General features: G+C 71.9%; 17 protein-coding genes. 2 read left to right on the top strand and 15 right to left on the bottom strand.

Going from position 1 to position 17,219, the window contains the following annotated elements:
- Positions 1-50: 50 nt before the first annotated feature.
- From FOF48_RS31390 to FOF48_RS31380, 3 genes are all read right to left on the bottom strand, one after another.
- The gene (locus FOF48_RS31390; protein WP_143907716.1) at positions 51-1,160 is read right to left on the bottom strand and encodes a LysM peptidoglycan-binding domain-containing protein; all 1,110 of its coding nucleotides are present in this window, start codon (positions 1,158-1,160) and stop codon (positions 51-53) included.
- A gap of 103 nt (positions 1,161-1,263) precedes the next feature.
- Positions 1,264-2,286: a cytochrome c gene (locus tag FOF48_RS31385; RefSeq protein ID WP_255442881.1), complete on the bottom strand. Its 1,023-nt coding sequence runs from the start codon at positions 2,284-2,286 to the stop codon at positions 1,264-1,266.
- Positions 2,283-2,861, bottom strand: a complete 579-nt coding sequence (locus FOF48_RS31380) for a cytochrome C oxidase subunit III (RefSeq protein ID WP_143907714.1) — start codon at positions 2,859-2,861, stop codon at positions 2,283-2,285. The genes FOF48_RS31385 and FOF48_RS31380 overlap by 4 nt, the downstream gene beginning before the upstream one ends.
- Before the next feature lie 159 nt (positions 2,862-3,020).
- On the opposite strand from FOF48_RS31380, the gene FOF48_RS31375 reads away from it, so the two are divergent.
- Positions 3,021-4,577, top strand: a complete 1,557-nt coding sequence (locus tag FOF48_RS31375; RefSeq protein WP_143907712.1) for a glycosyltransferase family 87 protein — start codon at positions 3,021-3,023, stop codon at positions 4,575-4,577.
- Here the strand turns inward: FOF48_RS31375 and FOF48_RS31370 are convergent.
- Genes FOF48_RS31370 through FOF48_RS36630 form a run of 3 tightly spaced genes read right to left on the bottom strand, consistent with a single transcriptional unit; the run spans position 4,574 to position 7,430 of the window.
- Positions 4,574-6,307 (bottom strand): cbb3-type cytochrome c oxidase subunit I, encoded by a 1,734-nt coding sequence (locus FOF48_RS31370; RefSeq protein WP_143907710.1) that lies wholly within the window; start codon positions 6,305-6,307, stop codon positions 4,574-4,576. The two genes, FOF48_RS31375 and FOF48_RS31370, sit on opposite strands and share 4 nt — an antisense overlap.
- Positions 6,304-7,137, bottom strand: coding sequence for a cytochrome c oxidase subunit II (locus FOF48_RS31365; protein WP_186002146.1), 834 nt, complete (start codon positions 7,135-7,137; stop codon positions 6,304-6,306). Before FOF48_RS31365 ends, FOF48_RS31370 begins: the two co-directional genes overlap by 4 nt.
- A complete protein-coding gene (locus tag FOF48_RS36630; protein WP_186002145.1) occupies positions 7,137-7,430 on the bottom strand; it encodes a hypothetical protein in 294 nt (97 codons plus the stop codon). The genes FOF48_RS31365 and FOF48_RS36630 overlap by 1 nt, the downstream gene beginning before the upstream one ends.
- Before the next feature lie 251 nt (positions 7,431-7,681).
- Here FOF48_RS36630 and FOF48_RS31360 point away from each other — a divergent pair, with 251 nt between their 5' ends.
- Complete coding sequence (locus tag FOF48_RS31360; RefSeq protein ID WP_255442879.1) at positions 7,682-8,266, top strand: SCO family protein; 585 nt, start codon at positions 7,682-7,684, stop codon at positions 8,264-8,266.
- Positions 8,267-8,661: 395 nt separating this feature from the next.
- Here FOF48_RS31360 and FOF48_RS31355 read toward each other — a convergent pair whose 3' ends face one another.
- The 9 genes from FOF48_RS31355 to FOF48_RS31315 form a co-directional block, all read right to left on the bottom strand.
- Entirely contained in the window at positions 8,662-9,078 is a 417-nt protein-coding gene (locus FOF48_RS31355) for a hypothetical protein (RefSeq protein WP_143907706.1), read from the bottom strand.
- Positions 9,079-9,208: 130 nt separating this feature from the next.
- A complete protein-coding gene (locus FOF48_RS31350) occupies positions 9,209-9,667 on the bottom strand; it encodes a hypothetical protein (protein ID WP_143907704.1) in 459 nt (152 codons plus the stop codon).
- 219 nt (positions 9,668-9,886) lie between these two features.
- Positions 9,887-10,468, bottom strand: coding sequence for a Fis family transcriptional regulator (locus FOF48_RS31345; protein WP_143907702.1), 582 nt, complete (start codon positions 10,466-10,468; stop codon positions 9,887-9,889).
- 139 nt (positions 10,469-10,607) lie between these two features.
- Positions 10,608-11,966 (bottom strand): universal stress protein, encoded by a 1,359-nt coding sequence (locus FOF48_RS31340; RefSeq protein WP_143907700.1) that lies wholly within the window; start codon positions 11,964-11,966, stop codon positions 10,608-10,610.
- A gap of 254 nt (positions 11,967-12,220) precedes the next feature.
- Positions 12,221-12,640, bottom strand: coding sequence for a type II secretion system protein GspG (locus FOF48_RS31335; RefSeq protein ID WP_143907698.1), 420 nt, complete (start codon positions 12,638-12,640; stop codon positions 12,221-12,223).
- A 20-nt stretch (positions 12,641-12,660) separates the two neighbouring features.
- Complete coding sequence (locus FOF48_RS31330; RefSeq protein ID WP_143907696.1) at positions 12,661-14,121, bottom strand: adenylate/guanylate cyclase domain-containing protein; 1,461 nt, start codon at positions 14,119-14,121, stop codon at positions 12,661-12,663.
- A 180-nt stretch (positions 14,122-14,301) separates the two neighbouring features.
- Entirely contained in the window at positions 14,302-15,423 is a 1,122-nt protein-coding gene (locus FOF48_RS31325) for a hypothetical protein (protein ID WP_143907830.1), read from the bottom strand.
- Positions 15,424-15,442: 19 nt separating this feature from the next.
- Complete coding sequence (locus tag FOF48_RS31320; protein WP_143907694.1) at positions 15,443-16,003, bottom strand: Uma2 family endonuclease; 561 nt, start codon at positions 16,001-16,003, stop codon at positions 15,443-15,445.
- Between the two features lie 283 nt (positions 16,004-16,286).
- On the bottom strand, positions 16,287-17,153 hold the full coding sequence (locus FOF48_RS31315; RefSeq protein WP_143907692.1) for a tryptophan 2,3-dioxygenase: 867 nt from the start codon (positions 17,151-17,153) through the stop codon (positions 16,287-16,289).
- Positions 17,154-17,219: the final 66 nt, after the last annotated feature.

Below are 17,219 nucleotides of genomic sequence, written 5' to 3'. Positions count from 1 at the left end.
GACCCAGGTCCCGCGCGACAGACGGCCCGCGCGCGAACGGGGCGTCGCGCTCAGCCCAGCACGTCCTGCGCGCGGCGGTAGTACATCTCGCGGCTGGCCAGGCCGTTGTAGCCGCCGTTGATGCGGCGGGTGACCTCGCGGAAGTTGCCCGCGTCCGCGTAGCTGTTCAGGTTGCGCGAGTTCCAGTACCAACCCGCGATGCGGAACGCGACGTCTGGATCCTTCGCGCGCTCCGGGTGGCCCTCCAGGTCGATGCCCAGCGCCTTGCCCGCCGCGCGGTAGTTCGCGCGCCCCGTGAGCTGGATGGGCCCGCGTCCCTTGTAGCGCATGCCGTCGCCCGGCTGCGTGTTGCCCAGGTCCTTGCGGCCCTCGTACGCGGCGCCCGAGGCGATCTCCTCCATGTAGCGCAGCTCGCCGCTCTCGTGCGCCAGCTGCGCCAGGAACATCTCCTTGCGCCGGGGCGTGTTGATGTTCGCCTCCGCCATCGCCTTGTTCAGGTGCGGCAGGTACTGCTCCGCCTTCGCCTGCGACAGGTTCGGCATGATCCGCCGCAGCTGCGCCACCGACACCCCACCCTTGCCGCCCGACGTGCCCGGCGTCCCCCCGACCCCGCCCGTCGTCGGCGGCGGATTCGACGTGCCCGCGCCCCCGCTGCGGCCCGGAATCGTGAGCTTCTGGCCCACGTAGATCTTGTTCGGATCCGCGATGTGGTTCGCCTGCTGCAACGCGCCCACCGACGTGCCGTACCGGCCCGCGATGCCGCTCAGCGTGTCGCCGCTGCGCACCGTGTACGTCGCGCCACCCGTCGGCTTCGACGGCACCGGCGCCGCGCCACCACCGCCACTCGCCCCCGGAATCGTGAGCTTCTGGCCCACGTAGATCTTGTTCGGATCCGCGATGCGGTTCGCCTTCGCCAGCGCCGCCACCGTCGTGCCGTGCCGGCCCGCGATGCCGCTCAGCGTGTCGCCGCTGCGCACCGTGTAGCTGCCGCCCTTCGAAGGCGCCGCCTGGAACCCATCCGGGACCGTCAGCCTCTGGCCCACGCGGATGAGGTTCGCGTTCGCGATGTGGTTCGTCTTCTGAAGCGAACCCACCGACGTGTTGAAGCGCTGCGCCAGCCCGCTCAACGTGTCGCCGCTACGAACGGAATAGGTCGTCACGGGTGAAACTCCGGGAAAAGAGGTAATCAATGCCCGGATTTTCGCGATGTCTGGGAATTTGTTTCCCAGAAAGACCTACTTTTCAGGTAACTGCATCAATCCATCAGGGTTGCACCTTGGAGTCCCGCAGCTGCTGCTGGAGGTCGCGGGCGGCGTCGGTGTCGTGCATCGCGACGAGGGTCTGCACGTAGTAGGCGAGCGCCCAGAGGTTCTCCTCCGGGATGGCGCCCTTCCACGAGGGCATGGCGGCGCCGCCGACGCCGGCGGCCATGACGCGGTAGAGGTCCTCGCGCTGGGCCTGGGCGGTGTAGGGCTGGCCCTCGACGCGGGTGCCCTGGGGCCACACGGTGCGCAGGCGGTGGAAGAGGAAGTCCGGGGGCAGCACCTTGGCGAACCGCGTGGCTTCGCCCTTCGCGTCCACGGTGAGCGAGTAGTCCGAGTCCCTGGGCAGCGCGGTGTACGGATCCGCGTTCGCCAGGTTCACCTTGCGACCCGTGACGCTCTCGGTGAGCGCGGCGAGCTCGGCGCGGGGAAGGTAGGCGACGTGGCAGCTGGAGCAGCCCGCGTTGCCCTTGCCGGCCACGTGGTAGACGGTGCGGCCGCGCGCCACGGCCTCGGCTTCGCGGCCCTTCCAGGGGTCCTCGGACAGCGCGAGCGCCGCGCCCGGAGGCTCCTGCGTCCAGCGGGGGCTGAAGGTCTTGAGGTACTGCACGACGGCGTCCACGTCCGCCGGGGGCACGTCCCACCCGAACATCGGGGTGCCGTGCAGCCCCCTGCGCAGGGTGCGCTTCAGCGCGTCGTCGGTGGGCAGCTCGCCGGCGGCCACGCCTCCGAACTTGAACAGGCCCTGGTGGAAGTTGCGCGGCGGGGGGCGCATGCCCGAACCCGCGGGGCCCTGGCCGTCGCCCTTCTCGCCGTGACAGGACGCGCAGTAGTGCGTGTAGACGTCGTAGCCGCGCGCCAGCGTCGCGGCCGGAACCGTGGCGCCGTCCGCGAGCTTCAGCGGCTCGAAGGTGGGCGCCTCCCGGCGGCAGGCGGGGGCGAGCGTCCCCAGCGCGAGCACGGCGAGCACGCGGAGCGAGCGCGAGACGGAGGACGTTCCAGGGAGGCAGGGAGTGGGCTTCATGGGAGGTACACCACCGCGAAGAGGACGCCGTACATCACCGTCGAACACCACCAGCCGGGCAGGGCCCGCCGCAGCGGGGCGCGGACATCGCCGCCGCGCAGGAAGCGAAGGGCGGCGCGCAGCAACCCGCCGAGCACCACCGCCAGATGCGCGGCCTGCACCGCCGACAGGCCGTACAACGCGGAGGCGAAGACGCCGCCGTCCGGAATGCGCAGGTCGCGGTACCACCACAGCACGTGCAGCCAGGACGCCTGCGCCGCGAGGAACCCCGCCCCCGCGCCCAGCGCGCCCAGGAACACGCGCCGGGCCCGGCGCGGCGCGGGCCGGAGCGCGACGTGCAGCAGCGCGCCGCCGGTGAGCAGCAGCCCCCCCGCCAGCGAGGGAACGAGGTATCCGGGCCGCGCGGAGGCCGGAGGCCAGAAGCCGCGCAGGCGATAGAAGTCCGCGGCGAAGGCCACCGCGCAGAAGAGCATCGCCGCCGCCGCGTGCGCGAGGACGACGCCGAACCAGAGGTTGGCCTCGTCGCGCTGGAGGGACGCGGAGTCCAGCGTCCCGCTGGGGTCGTTCGTGCTCACGGGGGAGGACTCTCGCATGCCTGGGCCCGGCGGAAAGCACCAGGAAGCCGGGCAGTCCCCCGCCCCTCGGAGCGGTGCTCCGAAGCCGGTGCGCGCCGCCGTGAAAGAAGCCCGCGTGCGGCCGGGCGCACCGGTAGTAGCCTCCCAAGCTCCATCCCGATGCAGCCCGCTCCCACTCCGCTCGCAGCGCCGTTCTCGTCCACCGCTCCGCGCGCCTCGCGGGGCCGGGACCTCTGGCCGTTGTTGCTCATCGCGCTGGGGGCCTGGGTGCTTCGCGCGCTGGCGTTCTTCCACTCCGGCCCGCTGGGCTACCCGATGGACTACGACGAGGGCGTCTACTTCTCCGCCGCGTCCCTCCTGCTGCGCGGAGACCTGCCCTACCGGGACTTCATCTTCGTGCACCCGCCGGGCGCGCTCCTGCTCTGGGCCCCCGGCGCCGCGCTCACGCTGGGGTTCGACGCGGCCACCGCCTACGGTGTCACCCGCCATGCCGCCGCCGCCGTGGGCGCGCTCTGCGTGTTCCTCGCGGGCCGCGTCGCGTGGCGCGCGTGGGGGCCGCTCGCGGGCTGCGTGGCCGCGCTCGCCTATGCCGCGTATCCGGAGGCCGCCCTCGTCGAGCGCGGCGCCTTCCTCGAGCCCCTGCTCAACGTCCTGTGCCTGGGCTTCGCGAACCTGTGGCTCGCCTCCGCCACCCCTTCGCGCGGACGCGGCATCGGCGCGGGCGTGCTGCTGGGCCTCGCGGTGTCCGTGAAGCTGCCCGGAGGAGCCTGGCTGGTCGCCGCGCTGCTCGCCCGTCCATGGAAGGAGTCGCGCCGCGACGCGCTCCTGTGCGTGGTCGCCGCGCTCGCCACGTTCGCCGTCGTCGTGGGCCCGCTGGCCGCGCTCGCGCCTTCCGAGTTCCTCCGCGACGTCATCTCCTTCCAGGCCCTGCGCCCCCCGGATGGAGAGTCGGACCGCGGGCTGCGCCTGCACGACCTCTTCCACGAGCGCCGGCTGGGCGAGGTCGTGCTCGCCCTCATCGGCCTGGGCGCGGCCGGCGCGCGAGCCCTTCGCACCGACGCCGAGGGCCGCCCCACCTCCCGCTTCTTCGCCTGCGCGTTCGTCCTCGGCGTGGCCCTGTTCCTCGCGTCGCGGACCTACTGGAACCAGTACAACGCGCACCTCGCCGCGTCCGAAGCCGTGCTCGCGGGCCTGGGCGCCGCCGTGTTGCATGCCTTCAGCCAGCGCTGGGGCCGCACCGCGTCGCGCGCCGTGGCCGGGCTCGCCCTGGCCGGTGCGTGCCTGCCTGGTGCGTGGCACGTCGTCGAGAGCGCCCTGTGGCAGGCCCCGGACGTCGTCGCGCTCGCGCGATACCTGCGCGCCGAGGTGCCCCCCAACGCGTGCCTCTTCGCGTTCGACCCGGGATGGGGGCTCGCGGCCGGGCGGCTCCCCACGGGCGCCACGCCCGTGGTGGACAGCTACGCCACCATGCTCCAGGACGCCATGAGCACCGGCGACCGCTTCGAAGACACCGCCGAGGCCCTCTCCGCCCCGGAAGCACAGCAGGCCCTGCGCGTCATGCTGGACGCCTGCCGCTTCGTCGTCCTAGGGCCACGGGGTGACTGGCAGCTCACGCCGGAGAGCCGACCCTGGTTCAAGCAGCGCTTCGTCCGCCGCTTCCCCACGGGCGATACCGGCGGCGTGGACCTCTGGGAGCACCGCCCTCCGGAGCGCTAGCCGGCGCCCTCCACCCCGGGCACCGGAGGCGCCACCGGCTCCGCCGCCAGTCCCCCCGAGGGCAGCGGCTCCGCCTGTCCAATCCAGTCGCGACCCAGTTGCTGCTGTACCTCCGGTTGCGACAACGCGTGCGGCCCGCGCAGCACCACGGCGGCGGGCCCCGCGTCCGTCCACTCCAGCGTGCCCACCCGCCACGGATTCGGCTCCGAGGCCCGGCCCCACCCGAGCGTCCGCACCAGGTTCACCACGAACACCAGCTGCACCGCGCCCAGCAGGAACGCGGCCACGCTGGTCCACCGGTTCAGCGTGAGCAGGTGCGCGAGGAACGCGTACTGGTACGGGTCATAGAGCCGCCGCAGCTGGCCCGCGTACCCCGCGACCAGCTGTCCGCCAAAGACGGCGATGAACAGCACCGCGCTCGCCACGACGTGCACCTTCGCGAGCCGCTCATCCAGCGCGCGGCCATACATCCGGGGGAACCAGAAGTAGAGCCCCGCGAACACGGCGAGGAAGCTGGCCGCGCCCATCGTCAGGTGGAAGTGGCCCACCACCCACATCGTCCCGTGCAGGGGCACGTCCGTCGCCACCGCGCCCAGCGCCAGCCCGGTGATGCCGCCCAGGCCGAAGACAATCATCGTCGCCAGCGCCGCGAGCATCGGCGACGTGAGCCGCACGCTGCCCCGCCACAGCGTCATCAGCCAGTTGAGGAACATCACCTCCGCGGGCAGGGAGATGAGCAGCGTGAGCACCATGAACGTGCGCCCCAGCACCGGCGCCATCCCGCTGGTGAACAGGTGGTGCGCGTACACCGCGCCGCTCAGCGCCGTCACCGCGCCCATCGCGCCCGCCGTCAGCCGGTAGCCATGCGCGGGCTTGCGGCTGAAGAAGGCCACGAAGTCCCCCACCATGCCCCACGCGGGCAGGATGAGGATGTAGACCTCCGGGTGGCCGAACAGCCAGAAGAGGTGCTGGTAGACCACCGGGTCCCCGCCCCCGCCCACCGCCGCCGCGCCCGCGATGAAGAACTGCGTGCCCGCCACCCGGTCCAGCAGCAGCAGGCCCGTGGCCGCCGCCAGCACCGGCACGAACAGCACGTTGAGCACCGCGCCGTAGAACAGCCCCCACACCACCAGCGGCAGCCGCCCCCACGTCATGCCCGGCGCGCGGCAGCGCACCACCGTGACGACGAAGTTGAGCCCGTAGAGGAACGCGGACACGCCCACGCACAGCACCGCCACCGTCACCAGCGTCTGGCCCAGGCCCGGCGTGAACGCGGGCGTCGCCAGCGGCGGATACGACGTCCAGCCCGCGCTCGCCGGCCCCAGCCGCACGACGAACGACGCCAGCATCAGCGCGCCGCCCCCCGCGTACGCCCAGAACCCGAGCGCCGACAGCCGGGGCAACGCCATCTGACGCGAGCCGATGGCCAGCGGCAGCACGAAGTGTCCCAGCGCGCCGAAGAGCAGCGGCGTCACCGCGAAGAAGATCATCAGCAGGCCGTGCATCGTGAACACGGCCGTGTACGTGGGGGGCGTGATGGCGCCGCCGGACTCGGGCAGGGCCCAGGCGAGCCCCGGCACCGGCTGCCCCGGCCAGCCCCACTGGAAGCGGATGACCATGGCGAGCAGGCCGCCCACCAGCAGGAACAGGAAGCCGCCCCACAGGTACTGCCGCGCCACGCGCTGGGGGTCGGTGGTCCACAGCGAGCGCAGCAGCGCCCCCGGCGTCATGGCGTCCTCCAGGCCCAGCCCCAGTGGGCCGCCGTGTCATCCGCGTCGTAGGTCTGGGCCGCCTGCCGGCCCGCCTCGCGCAGCCAGGCCGCGTACGCCTCCGGCGACATCGCCGTCAGCATGCCGCGCATCCGGTAGTGGCTGGTGCCACAGTGCTGGTAGCAGGCCGCCTCCCACGCACCCTCGCGAGCGGCCTGGAACCAGGTCTGGTTCACGCGGCCCGGAATCGCATCCAGCTTCACGCGGAAGGCCGGCAGCGAGAAGCCGTGCACCACGTCCGTGGAGACCAGCTGCACCCAGACGGGCACGCCCGCCGGGATCCGCAGGTCGTTCCACGTCACCACGTCGTCCTTCGTGCCGAACGTCCCGTCCGCGCCCGCGTAGCGCGCTTCCCAGGACCACTGATGCGCGTTGATTTCGATGCGCACCGTGCGCGGATCCTCGGCGGGGACGCGGAGGTTCCAGAGCACGTCGCGCAGGTAGCCCTCGGAGCCCAGGAACAGCGTCCCGTCCACGACGCCGAAGACGCCGAGCGCCAGCCCCAGCACCCACGCCCGCGAGCGCCGCGTGCCGCCATCCGGCGCCACCTTCCGGGCGCCCCGGAAGCGCAGCACCGCCACCAACAGCCACCCGAGCATCACCGCCGCCAGCGCGAAGTCGAAGCCGTGGCTCCTGGCCAGCAGCGCGTCGATGCGGTCCCCCGTCGCGCTCGCGTTCTCCGGGGGTGAAAGGCTCCACGCTCCACGCGAGGGCGCCACCGCCAGGGGAGCCTGCGCATCCGGCGGCGCGGATGTCGCAGCCACGGCCGTCGAGTCACTGGACGCGGGCATCACGGATGCTCCTGTTCCACGGGCGCCGGGGTCCGCTCCTCACGGGCCGCCCGCCGGGCCGCCCAGAGCCCCAGGCCCACCAACGCGAAGGGCACGAACATCAGCGCCAGCAGCAGCACGCCCGCTCCCCCAGGGGACTCCGGTGCGCGGGCCGTGCACGAGGGACACGCCAGCACCTCCACCGGCGCGAGCGCCACGACGCACCCGAGGAGGCACCCGGACAGCGGCCGGAGTCCTCCCCACCTGCCCCACGGAGAGCGGCCACCCTGAAGCTGGAAGAAGGCGCGGACCATGTCTGGACCTTCCGGCTAGCACGCACCTGGAGTCCCCTCAAGGCGCACCCCATCCCCGCGCCCCCACCCCGAAGCGGCCACTCTCCCTCATGCCTCGCATGCGGCCAGCCCCTAGCCGCCCCGAGCCTGGCGCTTGTGCGCCCCCCGCCGATGCCGTTACCTGCCGCCCCATGTCCGCCGAATCGCCCTCCTCCCCCGCCGCGCCCCGTCCCCAAAGCCTCCGCCGCTCCTGGGTCTGGGCAGGGGTCGTGGTGGCGTCGCTCGGGATGCTCGCGGTGGCGATCCACGACCTGGCTGACGCCCGCTCCACGCCGCCCCCTCGGCTGGGCGCCCTGCCCGACTTCACCTTCACGCGGCAGGACGGACAGCCCTTCGGGTCGAAGCAGCTCCGCGGCCAGCCCTTCATCGCCAACTTCATCTTCACCCGCTGCCCCACCGTCTGCCCCGTCTTCACCCAGAAGATGGCGCGCGTGCAGGAGCACACCGCGGGGCTCGGGCAGAAGCTGCGGCTGGTGTCCTTCTCCGTGGATCCGACCTACGACACCCCGGAGCGGCTCGCCGAGTACGGCGAGAAGTACCGCGCGGACTTCGCCCGCTGGAACTTCCTCACCGGCGACTACGCGACCCTCAAGGACACCATCGTCCAGGGGTTCAAGATCAGCATGGGCCGCGAGCCCGGCGCCGCCGAGGACGACCTGCTCTCCATCTTCCACGGCACCCACTTCGTGCTCGTGGACGGCACCGGCGAGATTCGCGGCTACTACGACAGCGCGGACCCCGAGGCCACCCAGCGCCTGGAAACCGATGCCCGGCGGCTCGCCAGCGAAGAGGGCTGAAACCCGCCGTTCCTGATCGCGCCCACACTGGAAGTATGGCTTTCGAGGTCGCGTTCAACCCGCATTCCATGGCCCCCCCAAGGCCTCGGAAGGGCCCCACGAAGCCGGAGGGCCGGTGCGGGACCGGGGCCGACGGAGGATCGGCCGGCGCCCGGCGGAGTCCGGCACGCCCCACTCCAGCAAGAAGGCCCGCGCCCCACCCGGAACGGATGGAGGACGGGCCCACGAAGCAGCAGGGCCGGCGCCCCACCCGGAACGGATGGAGGACCGGCCCTCGCCCGGCGGAGTCGGGCATGCGCCTCCGAAACGGAGGCCCGCAAAGCCGAAAGGCCGGCCCCCACCTCGCGGTGAGTACCGGCCCTCGTGCCTGAGTCACGCCAACTTCAGCGGGGAACTCAGTTGATGAGCGCAGCCTGCGCGTGGGCGAACAGGTTCTGCACGTTCTGCTGCGCGGGAGCGGAGGCCAGCGCGCCGACCTTGTCCGCGCCCTGCTTCACGACGCCCGCGATGTCCGCGATGGACTTCACGGTGGGGGCGAACTTGGTCAGCTGGGACAGACCGGCCAGGGGGCCCTTGGAGAGCAGGGACGCGCCGGAGTCGATGAACTTGTCGACGAACGGCTTCGCCAGCTTGCCCAGACCGAACGGGAGCTTGTCCAGGAGGCCGCCCGCGATGCCCTTCAGGCCACCGGCCAGGGCACCCACCGGGTTCTGCACGAAGTTCAGGGCCTTGCCCGCGATGTTCGCGACGCCGCCGGCCACATTGCTGACCGTCTTCGCGATGCTGCTGACAATCTTGCCGATGCCGCCCATGGTAATACCCCCTGCTTAAGTCTGGTTTGGAGAGTGTGTGCCGAAGTGAAGCTGCAAAAGGATTCTCGGAAGGGGAGGGGAAATGTTTCCTCCGAATTTCCGATCAATTTCACGGGGATTCCGGGCGACCTCAGCCGCGGGTTCCGCCGCCACCCTTCTTCAGCTGGTCCATCAGCTCCTGACGCTTCGCCTCGTCCTCCGGCACCTTGGGGTGACCCTCCCCCGTAGGGTTCAGGCTGGGCTTGCCCGCGGTGGAGTTCCCCTTGCCGGCCTCGAACTCGGACTTGGCGAACGGGTTGCCCTGGCCGGGCAGCTCACCCTTGGCACCCGCGACGAGGAACTCACCCACCTCCTCCACCGTGTGGACCGGGAAGCCGTTCGCCTTCAGCTCCTCGTCGGAGACGACGTTGAGCATGGGCTCCTTGTCCTTGTCCTGCGCGTACTCGAGGACCAGCTCGACGTAGTCCTCCAGCTTCATGCCCACGGCATCCGCGATGCGCTTCGTCTCGGGATCCTTGAGCAGCTCCGCGCGGACGACTTCCACGGGACGGGACAGACCACGCTTCTTGCCAGGGGCTTGCTGGGACATGGTGATTCGCTCCGGAGAGGAGAGGAAAGAGGACCTGAACAACTCTAGCCCATCTTTCCAGTAGTACCCATTCCCTCACCCGGAGTGCATTCCGGCCCCCTCCGTCCCCCCTCCAGCCGGGCCCCGCGCCTCCCCTCTGTCGGGCCCGGCCCACGGCCAGACACGCCCTCAGGGGAGGGGGGCCGCGACCGGGGCGGGCAAGGCCCCGGGGCGTCCCGGTCAGCGGACCGCGTTGCGGGGCGCGCCCTTGCGGGTGGACGACGAGGCCTTGCGCTTGGGGAGGATGCGGGTGACGGAGCCGGGGCGGCGGGCCACGGCGGCGGCGCGCTCCTTCTCCTCGGCGGCCTTCAGCGCCGCGGCGCGCACGGCCAGCTGCTCCGCCTGCTGCGCCCAGCGGCGCTTGAGCGCGTCACGCAGGCCGTCCGTCTGCAGGTCCACCTGCGCCTGGTTCAGCCGGTAGTGGAGGTCCTCGCGCAGCGTGCCTCGCGTGAGGGCCGCGGTCGCCGTGCCCGACACGCCCACCACCACCTTGGGCCGCTCCTCCTGCATCTGCAGGCAGCGCAGGATGAGCCCCTGGGCTTCCAGCGGCAGCTTCGCCGCGTCCGCGATGAAGACCACGCCGTTGGGCTGCCGCAGCGCCGCGGACAGCTCCGGCGCCTGACGCACCTCCGTGAGGGAGACGCCAAAGTTGCGCGCGGCTTCCTCCGCCCAGGCCCTGCGCTCGTCCTCGGTGCCTCCGTGGATGAGCAGCGATGCACGGTTGGAGACGAGGTCCTCTTCTCGATAACCGCGAAGAGCCACGGGATGCCCTACCCTTCTGGGAAAGCGGGTCCTCCCAAAGTCTAACGCCCTCCTGGGTCGCCTGTTCAATCCCTTACTTGCGATAAAAAAACATGGACCCGCGCCCCGGGGACCCGAGAACTGAACACGCATTCATGGGTCAGGCGGCGGGCACCACCATCACCGGTCGGCGGCAGCGCAGCACCAGCTGGCGGGCCACGGCGCCCGCCAGTCCGTCCGTCACGACTTCGTGACGGTGCGAGGTGCCCACGCAGACCAGGTCCACGCCCTCGCGCTCCGTGGCCTGGCAGATGGCGGTGGCCACGTCCTCCCCGCTGACGCCCTCCACGCTCCAGTGCACCGCCAGCGCGTCGGCGTCCTGGGGGACCTGCTCCCAGAGCCGGCCCAGCACGGCGTCCCGTTCGCCCGCGGGCTCCGGCAGCACGCCGTGGAAGTCCCGGGGGCCCCGCTCACGGCCCCGGAGCCGGTGCACGTGCAGCAGGTGCACGCGGCCCCCCGGGCCCACCAGCGAGCACGCCTGCGCGATGGCCCGCCCGGACGCGGGGCTGAAGTCCACCGGCACCAGCGCGCTCCGGGGCGGAGGGAGGCGGCGGGGCTCGCGCGCCCCCGGCGGGATGCACGCCACGGAGCGCTCCGAGTGGCGCAGCACGCCCTCGGACACGGAGCCGTGCCACAGCCGCTGCATGCCGCCGCGCAGGTGCATGCCCACCACCGTCAGCTCCGCGGCCCGCGCGTGGGCCACGTGCAGCAGGTGGTCCGCCGGGCGGCCATAGCCAGGCTCCAGCACCACCTCCACGCAGCCTTCGCCCTCCAGGTCTCCCACGCGCTCGCGCACCTCGCGCTGGAGCACGCGCTCCACCAGGGGGTCCAGGCCCTCCATGTGGCGGGCCCAGGGGTCCAGCCGCTCCACGTGCACCGGCGTATGGACGCCCAGCCGCGCGCGCTCCTCCATGGGCGAGCACACGAAGGTGGCCAGCACGTCGCACCCGCCCACGCGCCGCAGCTCGCGCAGGAAGGTGAGCGCCGCGTCCGAGGTGACGGAGCGCGGATCCACCCCAACCGTCACCAGCAGCCGGCGCCGGCCCCGGGCCCAGTCCAGGAGCGCCTTGTCCTGGCGCACCGCCAGCACCGGGGCACAGCCGTGCCGGGCCAGCCGCTCGGCCAGGGACGTCTTGCGCCAGGGGGACGTGCGCCAGCCGTCCGCGGCCACCACCACCAGCCGGGCGTCGCGGCACTCCTCGTCGCCCAGCAGCGTCTCCACCGAGGCGCCTCGCTGCATGCGGGGCTCCACCGTCCCGGTGAGGGTCCGGAGGCGCACGACCTCCTCGGCGAGCCCCCCCTCCGCGGCGGAGAGGGCCTCCGGCGCGTTCGCGTCCGGGACCTCGTCATCCACGCCCAGCAGCAGCAGGGGCTCCCCCAGCCGCTCGGCGACGGTCGCCGCGACGGTCGCCGCGTGCACGGCCTCGGCGGACAGGTTCGTTGCGCAGATGATGGCCATGGCGGCCCCCCTCCGAGGAGGCGATGCCCGCTGGGCCTCCTCTCGCGGGAAGGATGCGCACGCGGCCCGCGCGGTGGCGGCTCGCCGGGCATGCCGGCCCGTCCGCCCTTCCGACCTGCCTGCCCCCTGCCCCACCGCCTGGGCGTGCAGGCGCCCCTCCACGCACGCCGGTGCCGTTCCCCCTCCCAGGCAGACCCCCGCGCGGAGGGGCCGCCGGCCTCCACCGCGCGGCCCTACCGGCCCGCGGCGCGGACCTAGCGCAGCAGCTCCTGGTGCCCGTCGTGGTTGGTGTGGTCCTGGTCCTCGCCCACGCCGCCGCGCAGGTTCTCCCGGCCGAAGGTGGCCAGGAACACGCCCTGGGCGTTGCTCGCGTAGTGGTACGCCCGGCCCCACGGGTCCGCCGGCACGGCGGGGAGGTAGCGGGGCACCAGCAGCGCGTCCAGGTCTCCCTCCTCCGGCAACCGGCCCTCGTGGTCGGACTGGTAGCGCTCCAGCGCGGCCAGGATGACGGTGAAGTCGGCGTGGATCTGCCGGGCCAGCTCGGGGTCGCGGCGGCGGAAGGCGGTGAACACCAGGGCCACGACGAGCGCCAACCCGAAGACGACCGCCACCCAGGGCAGCGGGGAACGGCGGGACTTCTCGGGGACGGCGGAGGCGGAGGACGTGGCGGCCATGGCGCGCCCACCCTACCGCGTCAGAGGGCGCGGTACAGCGGCACCGGCTGCTGCTTGCCCTTCAAGCGCACCGGCGGCAGGTCCTCGAAGGCCGTCTCGTTGGCGTCCACCAGCTCGCGCGTCCGCTCGCCCACCAGGATTTCCCCCGGCCCGGCCAGCGCGCACAGCCGCGCGGCCACGTTCACCGCGTCGCCAATGCAGGTGTACTCCGCGCGCAGCGCGCTGCCGATGTTGCCGGACACCACCACGCCCGAGTTCAGCCCCACGCCCAGCTCCAGCACCAGGGGCCGGCCCTCGCGGCCGTGGGCCACCCACTCGGCCTCCGCCGCCGCGCGCAGCTCCGCCACCGCCTCCATCATCATCTTCGCGCACTGGAGGCCCCGGAGCGCGTCGTCCGGGCGGCCCACCGGCGCGCCGAACACCGCCATCAGCCCGTCCCCCAGGAACTTGTCCAGCGTGCCGCCGCAGGTGAGCACCGCGTCCGACAGCCGGCCCAGCACCTGGTTGAGCACCGCCACCACCTGCTCGGGAGGGAGGCTCTCCGCCAGGCCCGTGAAGTTGCGGATGTCAGCGAACAACACCGTCACCTCGCGCTTCTCCCCGGCCAGCACCGCCGCGTCCGCGCTCTTGAGGATCTCCTCCACCACCGCGTCGGACGTGTAGCGCGCGAACAGCTTGCGCATGCGCTCCGTCTCGCCCGTGCGGCGCACCACGCTCTCGATGCGCGCCGCCAGCTCGTCCATGGACGCGGACTTGTTCACGTAGTCGTCCGCGCCCGCGCGCAGGCCCCGCACGCGCTCCGCCTCGCGGTCGTTCGCGGTGAGCATGATGACCGGGATGGCGCTGCGAGGGCCCTCCTTCAGCCGCCGGCACAGCTCCACGCCATCCAGCCCCGGCATCTCCAGGTCGCTCAGCACGATGGCGGGCTGCAGCCGGCCCATGCCCTCCAGGGCCTCGTAGGGGTCCTGGAAGCAGAGGACCTCATAGCCCAGCCCCACCAGCCCCTCCTGCACGAACGCGCACGCCAGGGGGCTGTCGTCCACCACCACCACCCGGCGGCGGCCCTCCATCGCGGGACGCGGCAGGTCCTGCCGTCCGGCGATGCGGTTCTGCAACCCCAGCGCTTCGTAGATCTGCTTGTAGGTGCAGTGGCCCTGCTCGACGAGGATCTCCCCCAGCCGCCGCCCGTCGCGCCGCTGCCGCGCCAGGGCCTCGCTCAGCTGCGCGAGCGTCACGTATTTGAGGCCCACCAGGAGCTCGCCCAGCGGCGGCTGCGCGGGCCCCTTCTCCGGGTTCAAGCCCAGGGCCTCGCCGAGCGCGTCCTGGATCTGCTCGCGCGACACGTAGCCCAGGGAGATGAGCGCCTCGCCCACGCGCTGCCCGGTGAGGGCCTGGAGCGCGAGCGCCTCCTGCACCTGCCCCGGCGTCACGACGCCCAGCTTGAGCAACAGGTCACCGAAGAGGGGGTTCGAAGCACTCACGCGGCAGCCTCCATCCGCCAAACGTAACCCAACCCCGCGCGCCGCGAAGCCTCCTCGCGCGCCGCGAACGTCCACGTCCATCCTTTCGCGCAGCCCCCACGTCCGGCACCCGACGGCATGCCCCTCCCTCCGGGCGAGCCCCATCCGCCAAGCCCCCCCACCGGCGAACGCCGCCGCCCGTCAGTGCTGGAACACGCGGCCAAAGGCGAGCGCGGTCTCCAGGATGATCAACGCGACGATCATCACCTCCAGGATGTGCGAACGGTCGATGTCCACCTCGCCCTTGAGCAGGCCGTACGTCTGCGCGAGCAGCAGCTGCTTGCGCGTCACGGAGCCCTGCCACGCGGGGATGCGCATCCGGCGCACGGCGCCCTCGTAGACCTTGGCCAGGTAGAAGTCGCCAATGATTTTCAGGCTGTTCTCCACCCGCTCCACGAACTCATTGAGGTCCACGAGCGTGCCCAGCGTCTCGCGCGCGAGGTCGCGGTAGGGGCTGCGGAACAACGCCATCCAGCCGCGCTTGCGCGCCTGCACCTCGTCGTGGATGCGCGCGATGTGCTTGTCCAGGCGCTCGTCGTAGTAGCGGAACTCCAGCAGCTGCGCGTTGGCGATCTCCAGCAGGTCCGGGATGTCTCGCGAGCCAGACGGCTCGTAGACGAACGCGCTGTTCCAGTCCACGACGACCAGGTCATGGGCGGTGTAGCTGAAGCGCACCTGGGTGACGGCCTCGCGCTCGCGCGGCGCCAGGTCCGCCGGGGTGATCTCCCCCAACAACAGCCGCGCGATGTCCGCGCGCTGGAACAGCTCCTCCGCGGACGGGTTGCCCTGGATGCGTTCAGCGAAGATGACGGTGTAGCTCTCGCTCTGGTCCCACAGGTGCGGCCCCTGCACCGCCGCCGAGATGGTGCGGCGCACCCCCTCCACCAGCTCCAGCGCCAGGTCCTCCAGCGCCTGGCTGTCATAGAGCTCGTCGGCCACCTGGGTCAGGGTCTCCCAGGTGGTGCCAGGCGGCACCGGCACCCGCAGGATGATGGACGCGGCGCCGTGGTCGAACAGGCGCGCGGTGGCGTCCACGGTGACGGGGCCGTCACGCAGCGCCAATGGCTTGCGGCCCAGCTCATAGGCCACGGGCGGGTTGGGCAACTGGATGTACTGGCTGTTCTCACGCGACAGCTTCAACCGGCGCGAGTCCTCCGACAGCGCCTTGCGCGCGCGCTCCAGGTCGATCTCCTCCGCGATGTCGAACGTGCGGTAGCAGAGGATGTGGGCCTGTTCGAAGAGCAGCGGCACTTCCGCGGACACGGACATGGTGCCCGTCAGCCTACTCCGCGATGTCGTCCCACAGGACCCCCAGTTCCAGCGCGAACACCTCGAATGGCTCCGCGCGGACGGTCTCCACGTCCTCGTGGGTGCCCATCAACAGGTAGTGCGCCCCTTCGAGCCGGAGGACCTCCAGCGTGCGCTGGAGGGGATCCACCAGCCAGACGTACTTCACGCCCTCGCGCGCGTAGGCCGCCAGCTTCCGGCCCCGGTCCAGCCGGGCCGTGGAGGGGGACAACACCTCGCACAGCCAATCCGGCGCCATCGTGATGCCCACCACCCTGGGAATCTTGGGCATCCGCTCCAGACGCCACCCCGCGAGGTCCGGCACCAGGATGTCCCGCCTCAGATGCAGCTCCGGCTCGAGGAGGAACAGCCACCCTCCAGGCCCGCTGCGTCCCCGGTCGAAGGGCTCTCGCAGCTCACCCGCAAGCTCCAGGGCCGTGCGGGCGTGCGGTGCCGCGGGCCGGGGGCTCGCGTGCAGGACCCCATCGACGATCTCCCCCACCTGGTTCGAGGGGAGCGCTTGGAGGTCGGCGTAGGTGGCGGGCTTTTGGGTCATCTCTGGAAGAAGGAACCTAACAGGTAGGGCCATGCCCGGACACTCTCATGCCCGTCTGACACGTGTACCCCGGCGGCGGGGAGCCACGAAAGGCCCCGTCCGGGAGACATCCGGATGTTTCACAAGATGTCTTTCAGTCGCCGTCACCCTGGGGCCCGGCCTGGAAAGGGGGACGCGGACTCCTTCGCGCGTTGAGAGGGTTTGACCTCTCCCAAGCCAGGAAGCCCGTGGCCTCGCGGACACCCCGCCTCCGCACGTCCGCGGGGCATGCGGGGGCCCGAGCCTACGCGGGGCCCCGGGGCTTCGACGGCGGCGTCAGCGACGTGCGCACGTCCCACAGCTCCGGGAAGAAACGCAGGTCCAGCGCCTTGCGCAGGAAGCCCACGCCCGACGAGCCGCCCGTGCCCTGCTTGAACCCGATGATGCGCATCACCGTCATCATGTGCCGGTAGCGCCAGAGCTGGAACCGCTCCTCCGTGTCCACCAGCTTCTCGCACATCTCATACGCATCCCAGTGCGTCTCGGTGTCCTCGTAGATGCGGCGGAACACCTCCATCACCTGGGGACTCTTCTCATACGGCTGACGCCAGTCGCGCTCCACGTGGCTCTTGGGCACGTCGTGGCCCATGCGCGAAAGGTGCCGCAGGAACTCATCGTAGATGCCGGGGGACTGCAGCAGGCGCTCCAGCTCCGCGTGCACGCCCTGCACGTGCCGGAAGGGCCCCAGCGCCGCTTCGTCCTTGTTGCCCAGCAGGAACTCCAGCGCCCGGTACTGGAAGCTCTGGAAGCCCGACGCGTGGCCCAGGGTGTCGCGGAACTCCAGGTACTCATTGGGCGTGAGCGTCTCCAGCACGCTCCACTGCTCGAAGAGCATCCGCTGGATGTGCGCCACGCGCGCGAAGATCTTGAAGGACGGCTCCAGCCGGTCCGCCTGGATGTAGCGGATGCAGGCGGACAGCTCGTGGAGGAGCAGCTTCATCCACAGCTCGCTCGTCTGGTGCTGGACGATGAACAGCAGCTCGTCGTGATGGGGCGGCTGCGAGCGGGGCACCTGCGCGGACAGCAAGCGGTCCAGCTGCAGGTAGTCGCCATACGTCGTCCGTCCCGCGAGGTCCGTGACGATTCCAGGCTCCAGATCGCGTTTGTTCATGGCCCGGGCACTCATGCACCCCAACCACCTCGCGGCGCAAGCACATCCTCCGCGCGGATACTCCAG

Origin of the sequence: Corallococcus sp. Z5C101001 (assembly GCF_007352635.1) — a bacterium.
Lineage (GTDB): Bacteria > Myxococcota > Myxococcia > Myxococcales > Myxococcaceae > Corallococcus > Corallococcus silvisoli.
The sequence above is the reverse complement of the archived record's forward strand: the minus strand, read 5'-3'. Positions and strand labels throughout refer to the sequence as shown.

Excerpts from the sequence above, each read along its gene's own strand:
- FOF48_RS31385 (WP_255442881.1), bottom strand. The coding sequence starts at position 2,286 with ATGAAGCCCACTCCCTGCCTCCCTGGAACGTCCTCCGTCTCGCGCTCG.
- FOF48_RS31375 (WP_143907712.1), top strand. The coding sequence starts at position 3,021 with ATGCAGCCCGCTCCCACTCCGCTCGCAGCGCCGTTCTCGTCCACCGCT.
- FOF48_RS31370 (WP_143907710.1), bottom strand. The coding sequence starts at position 6,307 with ATGACGCCGGGGGCGCTGCTGCGCTCGCTGTGGACCACCGACCCCCAG.
- FOF48_RS31365 (WP_186002146.1), bottom strand. The coding sequence starts at position 7,137 with ATGCCCGCGTCCAGTGACTCGACGGCCGTGGCTGCGACATCCGCGCCG.
- FOF48_RS36630 (WP_186002145.1), bottom strand. The coding sequence starts at position 7,430 with ATGGTCCGCGCCTTCTTCCAGCTTCAGGGTGGCCGCTCTCCGTGGGGC.
- FOF48_RS31355 (WP_143907706.1), bottom strand. The coding sequence starts at position 9,078 with ATGGGCGGCATCGGCAAGATTGTCAGCAGCATCGCGAAGACGGTCAGC.
- FOF48_RS31350 (WP_143907704.1), bottom strand. The coding sequence starts at position 9,667 with ATGTCCCAGCAAGCCCCTGGCAAGAAGCGTGGTCTGTCCCGTCCCGTG.
- FOF48_RS31340 (WP_143907700.1), bottom strand. The coding sequence starts at position 11,966 with ATGGCCATCATCTGCGCAACGAACCTGTCCGCCGAGGCCGTGCACGCG.
- FOF48_RS31335 (WP_143907698.1), bottom strand. The coding sequence starts at position 12,640 with ATGGCCGCCACGTCCTCCGCCTCCGCCGTCCCCGAGAAGTCCCGCCGT.
- FOF48_RS31320 (WP_143907694.1), bottom strand. The coding sequence starts at position 16,003 with ATGACCCAAAAGCCCGCCACCTACGCCGACCTCCAAGCGCTCCCCTCG.
- FOF48_RS31315 (WP_143907692.1), bottom strand. The coding sequence starts at position 17,153 with ATGAACAAACGCGATCTGGAGCCTGGAATCGTCACGGACCTCGCGGGA.